This is a genomic window from Mesorhizobium silamurunense, from assembly GCF_014843825.1.
GTDB lineage: Bacteria > Pseudomonadota > Alphaproteobacteria > Rhizobiales > Rhizobiaceae > Mesorhizobium > Mesorhizobium silamurunense.
In genome coordinates, this window is sequence record NZ_JHQR01000256.1 from 1 (window position 1) to 11,720 (window position 11,720).

General features: G+C 65.3%; 14 protein-coding genes and 1 pseudogene. All 15 read left to right on the forward strand.

The genetic code is table 11. From position 1 onward, the window contains the following. Positions 1-796, forward strand: a pseudogene (fliI, locus tag DH10_RS26735) (flagellum-specific ATP synthase FliI); the annotation flags it as partial. Next, positions 777-1,439 carry a hypothetical protein gene (locus tag DH10_RS26740; RefSeq protein WP_192254963.1) on the forward strand — a complete coding sequence of 221 codons (663 nt, stop codon included), beginning with the start codon at positions 777-779 and terminating at the stop codon, positions 1,437-1,439. The pseudogene fliI and the gene DH10_RS26740, both read left to right, overlap by 20 nt. Positions 1,440-1,517: 78 nt before the next feature. Continuing rightward, positions 1,518-1,898 carry a flagellar basal body rod protein FlgB gene (gene flgB / locus DH10_RS26745; protein WP_124995611.1) on the forward strand — a complete coding sequence of 127 codons (381 nt, stop codon included), beginning with the start codon at positions 1,518-1,520 and terminating at the stop codon, positions 1,896-1,898. Between the two features lie 2 nt (positions 1,899-1,900). After that, positions 1,901-2,320, forward strand: coding sequence for a flagellar basal body rod protein FlgC (gene flgC, locus DH10_RS26750; protein WP_192254965.1), 420 nt, complete (start codon positions 1,901-1,903; stop codon positions 2,318-2,320). Beyond that, complete coding sequence (gene fliE, locus DH10_RS26755) at positions 2,317-2,646, forward strand: flagellar hook-basal body complex protein FliE (protein WP_192254967.1); 330 nt, start codon at positions 2,317-2,319, stop codon at positions 2,644-2,646. Before flgC ends, fliE begins: the two co-directional genes overlap by 4 nt. Positions 2,647-2,655: 9 nt before the next feature. Further along, complete coding sequence (gene flgG / locus DH10_RS26760) at positions 2,656-3,444, forward strand: flagellar basal-body rod protein FlgG (RefSeq protein WP_059184409.1); 789 nt, start codon at positions 2,656-2,658, stop codon at positions 3,442-3,444. 6 nt (positions 3,445-3,450) lie between these two features. After that, on the forward strand, positions 3,451-3,975 hold the full coding sequence (gene flgA, locus DH10_RS26765; protein ID WP_192385545.1) for a flagellar basal body P-ring formation chaperone FlgA: 525 nt from the start codon (positions 3,451-3,453) through the stop codon (positions 3,973-3,975). A 149-nt stretch (positions 3,976-4,124) separates the two neighbouring features. Further along, a complete protein-coding gene (locus DH10_RS26770; RefSeq protein ID WP_246506470.1) occupies positions 4,125-5,213 on the forward strand; it encodes a flagellar basal body P-ring protein FlgI in 1,089 nt (362 codons plus the stop codon). A gap of 98 nt (positions 5,214-5,311) precedes the next feature. Further along, on the forward strand, positions 5,312-5,845 hold the full coding sequence (locus tag DH10_RS26775) for a MotE family protein (RefSeq protein ID WP_192254973.1): 534 nt from the start codon (positions 5,312-5,314) through the stop codon (positions 5,843-5,845). Next, positions 5,842-6,546 (forward strand): flagellar basal body L-ring protein FlgH, encoded by a 705-nt coding sequence (flgH, locus tag DH10_RS26780; protein WP_192254975.1) that lies wholly within the window; start codon positions 5,842-5,844, stop codon positions 6,544-6,546. The genes DH10_RS26775 and flgH overlap by 4 nt, the downstream gene beginning before the upstream one ends. An 18-nt stretch (positions 6,547-6,564) precedes the next feature. Next, entirely contained in the window at positions 6,565-7,059 is a 495-nt protein-coding gene (locus DH10_RS26785) for a flagellar basal body-associated FliL family protein (protein ID WP_192254977.1), read from the forward strand. After that, entirely contained in the window at positions 7,056-7,787 is a 732-nt protein-coding gene (gene fliP / locus DH10_RS26790; RefSeq protein ID WP_192385546.1) for a flagellar type III secretion system pore protein FliP, read from the forward strand. The genes DH10_RS26785 and fliP overlap by 4 nt, the downstream gene beginning before the upstream one ends. A gap of 215 nt (positions 7,788-8,002) precedes the next feature. Continuing rightward, the gene (locus tag DH10_RS26795; RefSeq protein WP_192254981.1) at positions 8,003-8,887 is read left to right on the forward strand and encodes a flagellin N-terminal helical domain-containing protein; all 885 of its coding nucleotides are present in this window, start codon (positions 8,003-8,005) and stop codon (positions 8,885-8,887) included. 279 nt (positions 8,888-9,166) lie between these two features. Continuing rightward, on the forward strand, positions 9,167-10,051 hold the full coding sequence (locus tag DH10_RS26800) for a flagellin N-terminal helical domain-containing protein (RefSeq protein ID WP_192254982.1): 885 nt from the start codon (positions 9,167-9,169) through the stop codon (positions 10,049-10,051). 189 nt (positions 10,052-10,240) lie between these two features. Further along, on the forward strand, positions 10,241-11,720 hold a 1,480-nt coding region (gene fliF, locus DH10_RS26805; RefSeq protein WP_192385547.1), incomplete at its 3' end, for a flagellar basal-body MS-ring/collar protein FliF.

Below are 11,720 nucleotides of genomic sequence, written 5' to 3' on the forward strand. Positions count from 1 at the left end.
CGAGGCCTTCGACACGGTGGTCGTGGCGCTGATCGGCGAACGCGGCCGCGAGGTGCGCGAATTCCTCGAGGACACGATCGGCGCCGACAGCATGGCCAAGACCGTCGCCGTCGTCGCCACCAGCGATGAGAGCGCCATGATGCGCCGGCGCGCGCCCGACACCGCCATGCGCGTGGCCGAACATTTCCGCGACCAGGGCCATCGCGTGCTCCTGGTGCTGGATTCGATCACCCGCTTTGCCCACGCGCTGCGCGAGGTGGCGACAGGGACCGGCGAGCCGCCGGTCGCGCGCGGCTACCCTGCCTCGGTCTTCACCGACCTGCCGAAGCTGCTCGAGCGGGCGGGACCGGGTGCCGAGGGCAAAGGCTCGATCACCGCCATCATCTCGGTGCTGGTCGATGGCGATGACCACAACGATCCGGTGGCCGATTCGGTTCGCGGCATCCTCGATGGTCATGTCGTTCTCGACCGCGCGATCGCCGAACAAGGACGCTACCCGCCGGTCAACCCGCTGTCGTCGATCTCGCGTCTCGCCGACAAGGCCTGGAGCGCCGAGCAGCGCATGCTGGTGACCAGGCTGAAGGCGATGATCGCGCGCTTCGAGGACACGCGCGACATCCGACTGCTAGGCGCCTATCAGGGCGGTGCCGACGCCGAGCTCGACATCGCCGTGCGCCAGGTGCCGCTGATCTACGAGGCGCTCACGCAGTCGCCGAAGGATCGCGCATCGACCGATCCGTTCGCCGACCTCGCCCGCCATCTCAAGGGGAAGCAGAATGGCGATCAGGGAGACTGATCTGCAGCAGACCGAGCGCATGCTGCGCGAGATGATCGCCGAGGCCAAGGCCGCCGAGGAGGCCGACGCCAGCCGCGACTCGCTGATCAATGGACTGTTCCCGAAGAAGGTGGAGTGGCCGCAGCCGCCGCGGGCCGAATTCCCGCGCCTGGTCAACAGGAAAGCGGACCGGCGCAGCGATTTCCTCGTCGCCGCGCTCGGCATCACGCTCGGCCTGATCTGCGCGCTGTTTCCCTGGTACATCTTCTTCAATCAGGAGCAGTTCGGCGTGCAGACCATCAAGTTCGGCGGCAGCGGCAGCAATTCCGGACGCGCGGGCGGCGGCGTTGCGGTCGAACGCAGCGGACCGCTGACGGCCAAGGACGTTCCCAATGCCGACATCGACCTGCTTGCCACCGGAACAGTGCGGGACGACCCGGCCTCCGCGCCGGCGCCCGACGAGCAGCCCTTCCCTGCCGCATCGGAATTCAAGATGGTGCATGTCGCCAACGGTCGCGCCATGGTCGAGGACGAAACCGGCTTGTGGATCGTCCAGCGCGGATCGGTCCTGCCCGATGCCAGCCGCGTCGCCTCGATCGAGCAGCGCGGCGGCAAATGGGTCATCGTCACGGACGCCAACAAGGTGATGGAGCTTTCCAGGTGACCGGCCGCGGGGCTCGTCCCGCGCAAGGTCCGCGCAAGACTGGCGGCCTAGTCTGTGCGTACTCGCCCGGAGAGTCCCATGGAACCCGTCAACCTCTTTGACCTCGCCACCCGGCAGTCGCAATGGCTGGCCGTGCGCCAGTCGGCGATCGCCTCCAACATCGCCAACGCCAACACGCCGGGCTACACGGCAAACGACGTCGAACCGTTCGAAAAGGTTCTCGACCGGACCGCGGTGACGTTGAAGGCCACCGAGGCCGGCCATCTCGGCGCGGAGGCGACCAATGCCGGCTTCAACGTCAAGCCGGAAGAGGCCACCGGCTCGATCATGCCGTCGAAGAACACGGTGGTGCTCGAGGACGAACTGATGAAGGCCGGTGAAGTGCGCCGCTCCTTCGAGCTCAACACGGCGATCGTCAAAGCCTTCCATTCGATGATGACGATGGTGGTGAAGAGCTGACCATGGACGCGCTGACCGCAGCCCTCAAAGTCGCGGCATCCGGCCTTGGCGCCCAGTCGGAGCGCCTGCGCGTGGTGTCGGAGAATCTCGCCAACGCGCAGTCGACGGGCAACGCGCCGGGCGCCGATCCCTATCGCCGCAAGACGATCACCTTCCAGTCCGAGCTCGACCGCGCGAGCGGCGGCTCGCTGGTCGAGGTGAGCTCGATCGCGCGCGACCCGTCGGACTTCCCCATCGAGTTCCAGCCCGGCAACGAGGCCGCCGACGAAAAAGGGTACGTGAAGATGCCCAACGTCAACGTGCTGGTCGAAATGGCGGACATGAGCGAGGCGAACCGCTCCTACGAGGCCAACCTGCAGGTCATCAAGCAGGCTCGCGATCTAATTTCCATGACCATCGACCTGATGAGGAACCAGCAATGATCGGCGGTATCGGGGCACTACAGTTCAAACCGGCAATCGACGGCGCGGAGGCCGCCTCGCCCGGCCTGCTTCAGGGCGGTGTCGGGACACAGGCAAGCGAAAGCGTCGGCAGCAGCTTCGCCGAAGTCCTCAGCCACGCCGCGACGAAGACCGTCAACACGCTGCAGAACGCGGAGCAGACGTCGATCCAGGCGCTCAAGGGCGATGCCGACACCCGCCAGGTGGTGGATGCGGTGCTGAGCGCCCAGCAGGCGCTGCAGACGACCATCGCCATCCGCGACAAGGTCGTCTCGGCCTACCTCGAAATCAGTCGCATGAATATCTAGGACCGCGTCATGAAAGCCCTTGCCATCGCCGCGACCGGCATGAATGCCCAGCAGACCAATCTGGAAGTCATCGCCAACAACATCGCCAACATCAACACCACCGGCTACAAGCGGGCGCGGGCGGAATTCTCGGACCTGCTCTATCAGGTCGACCGCACTCAAGGGGTGCCCAACCGCTCCAACACCTCGTTGGTGCCCGAAGGTGTCTCGATCGGTCTCGGCGTCAAGACGACGGCCGTGCGCAACGTCCACACGCAGGGCGAACTGACCAGCACCGGCAACAGCTTCGACCTGGCGTTGACCGGCAGGGGCTGGTTCCAGATCGAAGGCGCCGACGGCAGCACGCTTTACTCCCGCGCCGGCGCTTTCAACACCAATGCCACCGGGCAGTTGGTCACCGTCGACGGCGCCAACGTCATTCCGGCGATCACCGTGCCGACCGACGCGGTCGAGGTGATCGTCAATAAGACCGGCCAGGTCTTTGCCCGCATCGACGGCCAGACCAATCTCCAGCTTCTCGGCCAGCTCCAGATCGCCAACTTCGCCAACGAGGCGGGCCTGGCGCCGCTCGGCGACAATCTGTTCCAGGAGACGGCTGCCTCCGGTCCGGCCAATGTCGGCGTTCCAGGCGATCCTGGCTTCGCCACCATCGAACAGGGCTATCTGGAGTCCTCCAACGTCGATCCGGTCAAGGAAATCACCGAGCTGATCTCGGCGCAGCGCGCCTATGAAATGAATTCCAAGGTCATCCAGGCCGCCGACGATATGGCCTCGGTGGTCTCCAAGAACATCAGGTAACGGATAATGGCGACGCCGATCTCCTGCCCTGCATTCCGCCGCGCCGCGCTGGCCCTTGCGCTGGTCGCGGGCGGCATGCCGGCGCTTGCGCAAGAGACGGGCGGAGAGTCGGCCAACCAGATCGCCGCCAGTCAGGCGGTCGGCGAGGCCGTGCTGATTCCCAACCGGGTCATCTATCCCGGCGAGGCGATCGAGCTCGCCGCGCTGAAGCAGGTGACGCTGGTCCCAGGCAAGCACAAGCCGGACGGCATGGCGACGCGATCCGAAGAACTCCAGGGCAAGGTCGCCAAGCGCACGCTTCTGCCCGGCCGCTACATTCCGGTGGCCGCCATCCGCGATGCGTGGCTGGTCGAACAGGGCGCTTCCGTGCAGGTCTATTTCACGGCCGGCGCGCTGACCATCTCGGCAGCCGGCGTGACGCTGCAGCCGGGCGCTGCCGGCGATCAGATCAAGATCCGCAACGTTGACAGCGGCAAGATCATCTCCGGCACGGTGATGGCCGACGGCACCGTTCGGGTCGGCGCATCGTGATGCGCGCCTTCGCACTTCTGCTGAGCGCCGCGATCGGTCTTCAGCCCGCATTCGCCGATGGGCTCACGCCCAAGGCCAAGCGCGAGCTGGCCTTGAAGAATGGCGGCGTCTATGACGACCCCGAATACGATCCGGCCACCACCACGCGCATGTTCCGCGTTTCGACGGGACCGAGCACGCTGCCGCCCGGCCAGGTCGCCGCTCGCATCAAGGACATCGCCCAGCTGCAGAGCGCACGCGACAACCAGCTCGTCGGCTACGGCCTGGTGATCGGCCTCGCGGGAACCGGCGACAGCCTGCGCAACTCGCCCTTCACCGAACAGTCGATCCGCGCCATGCTGGAAAACCTCGGCATCGCCACCGAAGGCGGCAGCGCGCGCGCCAAGAACGTCGCCGCGGTCATCGTCACCGCCAACATGCCGCCCTTCGTCCAGTCGGGCGCGCGCATCGACATCGACGTCTCCTCGATGGGTGATGCCACCTCGCTTGCCGGCGGCACGCTGGTTATGACGCCGCTCAAGGCCGCCGACGGCGAGATCTATGCCGTTGGACAAGGCTCGGTCATCGTGGGGGGCTTCGTCGCCAAGGGCCAAGCCGAGCAATTGACGCAAGGCGTGCCCACCGCAGGCCGCGTGCCGAACGGCGCCATCGTCGAGCGCTCGGTGCCCGCCGAGTTCGACGACCAGGGCGTGCTGACGCTGCAATTGCGCAATCCGGATTTCTCGACCGCCATCCGCATCGCTGACGCCATCAACGATTACACCTCGCAGCGCTTCGGCGTGCGCGTCGCGGCCGAGCGCGATGCCCGCACCGTGCAGATCAGGCGGCCGAAGAACGTATCGGCCGCGCGCTTCTATGCGGAGATCGAAAACCTGGTCGTCGAGTCGGATGCGCCTGCCCGCGTCGTCATCGACGAACGCACCGGGACTATCGTCATCGGCAACAACGTCAGGATCTCGCGCGTCGCGATCAGCCACGGCACGCTCACAGTGCGCATCACCGAAGCGCCGAAAGTGGTTCAGCCGGAGCCCTTCTCCAAGGGCGAGACCGCGATCGAACCCTTCACCGCCATCGAGGCCTCGCGACCTGACGCCCGCGTCGCCGTGCTCGACGGCCCCGATCTCGAAACGCTTGTCTCCGGTCTCAATCGTCTGGGCGTGAAGCCCGACGGCATCATCGCCATCCTGCAAGGCATCAAGTCGGCCGGCGCCCTGCAGGCCGACCTGGTTCTGCAATAGGCACGCCGATGATCGAGCTTTTCTCCTCAAGACCGCATCGTCGCCCGAGGCTTCATCCTGGCCAGAGACGTCATCGTAGCCAGAGACTTCATCCCGGAATGAGCCTCCTCGCCGCTGCCGCAATCGTTGCGCTGGCGGGCGGCACGGCCGGCCGCGCGGATGAAGTCCGCCAGGTGCTGCCCGGTGGACAGGCGCCGGCTCCGCCGGCCCAGCTCGTGCGCGAAAAGGCGCCGGACGAAAGCGAGATCCAGCGCTTCTGCTCCAACATCGCCGATGCCGCGCGCGACCGCCGCTACGCCTTGCAGGCCGAGGAGCTGAAGCAGCTCCAGGCCGGAATCGACCAGCGCATGAAGGCGCTGGAGGACAAGCGGGCCGAGTACGAGCAATGGCTGAAGCGCCGCGAGGTGTTCCTGGCGCGCGCCGAGGACAGCGTGGTCAAGATCTATGCCGGCATGAAGCCCGACGCCGCGGCCGAGCGCCTGGCGATGGTCAATGCCGAGCTCGCGGCGGCCATTCTGATGAAGCTCGATGCGCGCAAGGCCGGCGTCATCCTTAACGAAATGGACCAGAAGGCGGCGGCGACGCTCACCGGCATCATGGCCAGCGCGGCGCGAAGGGTTGATCCGTCATGAAATTGAAATTGCTCGTCCTTGCCGCGGCGACGGCACTGTCCGGCTGCGGCACCGATCTCAAGGAGGTCGGCCGGGAACCTGCGCTCTCGCCGGTCGGCTCCGGCATCGGCAACGGCGGAGGGGCCCCCTACAGCTATCCGGAGCCGCCGGCCGCACCCGTGAAGAAATTCTCGCTGTGGGACGACCGCCAGAGCAGGCTCTTCACCGATCCGCGAGCGCTGCGGGAAGGCGACATCCTGACCGTCAACATCAAGCTCAACGACAAGGCCAATTTCAAGAACCAGAACGACCGCAGCCGCACCGCCGCGCGCAAGCTCGGCTACGACGTCACGCTCGGTTGGGACGGCAAAAGCACCAGCGGCAAGGGCGATGCCGGCCTGAGCTCCAGCACCGAGACCAACGCCGACGGCGAGATCAAGCGCTCGGAGAATCTCGAGCTCAATGTCGCCGCCGTCGTCACCGAAGTGCTGCCGAACGGCAACCTGATGATCAGGGGCTCGCAGGAAGTGCGCGTCAACTACGAGCTTCGGGTCCTCACCATCGCCGGCATGGTGCGTCCCTCCGATATCGGCGCCGAAAATACGATTCCCTACGAGCGTATCGCCGAGGCACGCATCTCTTATGGCGGGCGCGGACGCGTGAGCGAGGTCCAGCAGCCGGCCTACGGTCAGCAGATCCTTGACCAGGTTCTTCCTTTCTAGGCCGGGGAGACCGCTGTCGTGGCAAATGTCGAGCAGGCACAGCCCAAGAAGGGACCCTCCCTGGTGATCCAGCTCGCCGCGCTCCTTGTCATGACGGGCGCGGCCGTCGGCATGGGCTGGGTTTCCGGCGGCTATCTCAAGCAGGGAGAAGCGCCGGCACCGGTTCCTGCCGCGCCGGAGAACGCCGGCAGCCCGGAGAAACCCGTCGACGCCGGCAAGCCGGTTGCCGGACCTGCCGTGGTTCAGCTGGCGCCGATCACCACCAATCTCGCCTCGCCCAGCGAAGTCTGGATAAGACTGGAGGCATCGGTGCTCTACGACGCGCCGCAGCCGCCGGAAATGACCGAACAGATCCACCAGGACCTGCTCGCATATGTACGCACGCTGAAGATGCATCAGATCGAAGGCGCCAGCGGCTACCAGCATCTCAAGGCCGATCTCGACGAGCGAGCGGCGTTGCGCAGCGGCGGCCACGTCAAACAGGTTCTCATCAGGACGATGCTGCTCGAATGAGAAAGTTCCTCACCGCCACGGCGCTGATCGTCGTCACCACCTCCGTCGCCGCGGCCCAGCAGCTTGATCTCGGCGGCATCGGCAAGGCCGACGGCACCACGGTCGGCTACCTCATCCAGATGTTCGGCCTGCTCACCGTGCTTTCGGTGGCGCCGGGCCTGCTGATCATGGTGACGAGCTTCACCCGCTTCGTCATCGCCTTCTCGATCCTGCGCACCGGCATCGGCCTGCAGTCGACGCCCGCCAACCTGATCCTGATCTCGCTGTCGCTGTTCATGACCTTCTATGTCATGGCGCCGACCTTCGATCAGGCCTGGAACACGGGCGTCAAGCCGCTGATGGACAATCAGATCACCCAGGCCGAAGCCTTCGACAAGATCTCGGATCCGTTCCGCGCCTTCATGCTGCACAATGTGCGCGACAAGGATTTCGACCTCTTTGCCGATCTCGCCCGCGAGCGCGGCCAGACGGTCTCGCGCGACACCGTCGACCTGCGCATCCTGGTGCCCGCCTTCATGATCTCGGAGATCCGGCGCGGCTTCGAGATCGGCTTTCTGATCGTGCTGCCCTTCCTCGTCATCGATCTCATCGTCGCCACCGTCACCATGGCCATGGGCATGATGATGCTGCCGCCGACGGTGGTTTCGCTGCCGTTCAAGATCCTGTTTTTCGTGTTGATCGACGGCTGGAACCTTCTGGTCGGCAGCCTGGTGCGGTCCTTTACCTGACCGCCCCGCCGGCGACGCGGCAATGCATCGCTCCATTTTCGCGCAATATATTTTCGATTAACCGTCCGGTTTAGCCGTTTGGTAGGAAGTTGCCCGCATATTGCTCGCAGATGGCGGGTGATCGGGTCTCAGCGATCATTGGCATGATGCCGCACCGTCATACCGGAAAAGCCGGTATGTCAAAAAAATCCGTGTAAAAATAAGGTACGAGTACCATGGCCAGTATCATGACCAATTCCGCGGCGCTGACCGCGCTGCAGAGCTTGAACAACACCAACAAGCAGCTCGAGATCACCCAGTCCCGCATTTCCACCGGCTACCGCGTCGCCACCGCCAGCGACAACGCCGCTTACTGGTCGATCGCCACGTCGATGAAGTCCGACAACAAGGCGCTCTCGGCCGTTCAGGACTCGCTCGGCCTCGGCGCCGGCAAGGTCGACACCGCCTACACCGCGATCAACGACATCAAGGACCAGGTCGACCTGATCAAGACCAAGCTGGTCACCGCCCGCGGCGCCAGCCAGGAAGACCAGCAGAAGATCGCGACCGAAATCAAGGCCATCCAGGACCAGATCAAGTCGTCGGTCACCAACGCCAACTTCGCCGGCTCGAACCTGCTGCAGAACGACGGCACCGCCGCGTCCGACCTCAACATCGTTGCTTCGTACAACCGCACCGGCGCGACCGTCACCATCGACACCATCAAGGTGACGTCTGCCGACACGCAGGTTCTCGACACCGCCGGCACCGGCGGCATCGTCGGCGGCCTGCTCGCCGCGACCTTCTTCGACCCGAGCGCCGCCGCTGTCGCCGACACTGCCATCGACACCGCGCTGGGTTCCGTTGAAACGGCGCTCGGCAAGCTGTCCACCGGCGCTGCCTCGCTCGGCGCCGCCAAGTCGCGCATCGACACCCAGAAGAGCTTCCTGTCGAACCTCTCGGACTCGATCGACAAGGGCGTCGGCGCTCTGGTCGACGCCGACATGAACAAGGAATCGACCCGCCTGCAGGCCCTTCAGGTCCAGCAGCAGCTCGGCATCCAGGCGCTGTCGATCGCCAACGGCAACTCGCAGTCGATCCTGTCGCTCTTCCGCGGCTGATCGCCCAGCAGACTTCAGGCATCTGGATCGGGCCGCGCCATCAGCGCGGCCCGATTTTCGTTGTGACGCCGCTACCCTCCGAGGCGCGCTGCTTCTCTTAAGAAATACTACCGCATTGCGGTTTCAAGGCAGGCTTTTAACGCGCCATTAACCGTGACGCGCTAGTTATGGTTAACCAATCGCTATGACGGGCCGACCGCTGGTCGACAGGCATGACGCCCCCCGCCAGAGAGTTGACCGGCATGCACGAGGCATGCCTGCTTTGAGAAGGGGTGTATCTTGGCAAGTATCATGACCAACGCCGCCGCGCTGACCGCGCTGCAGAGCCTTAACGCCACCAACAAGGCGCTTGAAACCACACAGGGCCGCATCTCGACCGGCTATCGCGTCGCCACCGCTTCCGATAACGCCGCCTACTGGTCGATCGCCACCTCGATGCGGTCCGACAACCAGGCGCTCTCGGCCGTCCAGGACGCGCTTGGCCTCGGCGCCGGCAAGGTCGACACCGCCTACACCGCCATCACCCAAATCAAGGATCAGGTCGACGCCATCAAGGCCAAGCTGGTCACCGCCCGCGGCGCCAGCCAGGACAACCAGCAGAAGATCGCCACCGAAATCAAGGCCATCCAGGACCAGATCAAGTCCTCGGTCACCAATGCCAGCTATGCCGGTTCGAACCTGCTGCAGAATGATGGCACCGCAGCCTCCGATCTGCATGTCGTCGCCTCCTACAACCGCACCGGCACAACCGTCTCGATCGATACCATCGACGTGAAGGCCACCGACACGCAGGTCCTGGACGTGGCCGGCACCGGCGGCATCGTCGGCGGCCTGCTCGCCACGACCTTCTTCGACCCGAGCGCCGCCGCTGTCGCCGACACCGCCGTCGACACCGCGCTCGACAGCGTTGAAACCGCGCTTGCCAAGCTCGCCACCGGCGCGGCCTATCTCGGCGCCGCCAAGTCGCGCATCGACACCCAGAAGAGCTTCCTCTCCAACCTCTCGGACTCGATCGACAAGGGCGTTGGCGCTCTGGTCGACGCCGACATGAACAAGGAATCGACCCGCCTGCAGGCCCTCCAGGTGCAGCAGCAGCTTGGCATCCAGGCGCTGTCGATCGCCAACGGCAACTCGCAGTCGATCCTGGCCCTGTTCAAGAGCTGATATTCCGGCAGAAGCAAACCCTTCATCGCAGGGCCGCGTCTTGGACGCGGCCCTTTTTGTTGCGCATCGGATCGCTGCTTCCGTGCTTTCCGGATGTCGCGTGGTGCTCGGCGGCACGCACTATCATCCTCGCACAAGCTTCGCGGTCTAGTCTTCCGGCGGACAGTCATGCTGGGAGCGGTTTGAATCGTGCCGGAACAGATCCAGAGCCTCATCGCTAACCTCCGGGGATTCGGCGTTAGGCGTCTCGCTCTCATGGGCGGCATCGCCGCGCTGGTCATGGCCGTCATCGGCGTCGCCTCGGTCTATCTCAACCGTCCGGCCTACGAGACACTCTATGTCGGGTTAGACCGCAACGACGTGAACCAGATCGGCCTGGTGCTGGGCGAGGCCGGCATCGGCTTCGATGTCGGCGCCGACGGAACGTCGGTGCTGGTGCCGGCCGGCACCACGGCGCAGGCGCGCATGCTGCTCGCCGAGAAAGGCCTGCCGACCAGCGCCAACGCCGGATACGAGCTATTCGACAATGTCGGCTCGCTCGGCCTGACCTCGTTCATGCAGCAGATCACCCGCGTGCGCGCGCTGGAGGGCGAGATCGCGCGCACCATCCAGTCGATCGCCGGCGTCAAGGCGGCGCGCGTCCACATCGTCATGTCCGAGCGCGCCAATTTCCGCCGCGACGAACAGCAGCCCTCGGCCTCGGTGGTCATCCGCTATGCCGGCGTCGATGCCGAAAAAAGCGCGCAGTCGATCCGCCACCTGGTCGCCGCTGCGGTTCCCGGTCTGTCGGCCGACAAGGTCACCGTGCTCGATTCCAACGGCAATCTGCTCGCGGCCGGCGACGACACTTCCAACACCAGCGCCGCCCGCACGCTCGGCGTCGAGCAGACGGTCGAGGCGCAGATCGGCGACAACATCCGCCGCGCGCTGACGCCTTACCTCGGTCCCGATAATTTCCGCGCCAGCGTCAAGGCCGACGTCAACACCGACACCCGCCAGACCGAGGAGACGATCTTCGATCCCGAATCCCGCGTCGAGCGTTCGGTGCAATCTGTGCGCACCAACGAGGCCAGCAACCAGAAGCAGGCCTCGACCCCGGCCAGCGTCGAGCAAAACCTGCCCGAGACGCAAACGACCACGACCGAAGGGCCGCAGTCCTCCTCGCAGAACGACCGCAAGGAGGAGATCACCAACTACGAGATCAACTCCAAGAAGATCGCCACCGTCTCCAACGGCTATTCGGTGACCAAGATGTCGATCGCCGTCGTCGTCAACCAGGATCGGCTCAGGACCATCCTCGGCAAGGACGCCACGCCCGAGCAGATCGCCAAGCGTGTTGCGGACATCCAGAAGATGGTGGCCTCCGCCACCGGCTTCGACGAGAAGCGCGGCGACATCATCGACGTCTCGGCGGTCGAGTTCATCGACGGGCTGGACGGCGAGCCGGTCGACCAGCCGGGCATCCTCGCCTCGATCGGCACATACACTGGCACGCTGATCAACGCCGGCGCCTTCATCGTCGTCGTGTTCCTTGTCGCCTTCTTCGGCCTGCGGCCGATGGCGGCCGCGCTGACGGCATCGGCCAAGCCCGCTGCTGTCACAGGTCCGAGCTTCGACGCTGTCCAGCGCTCGCTGCCGACGCCTGACGCGCCGGTGGCCGCGATCGCCG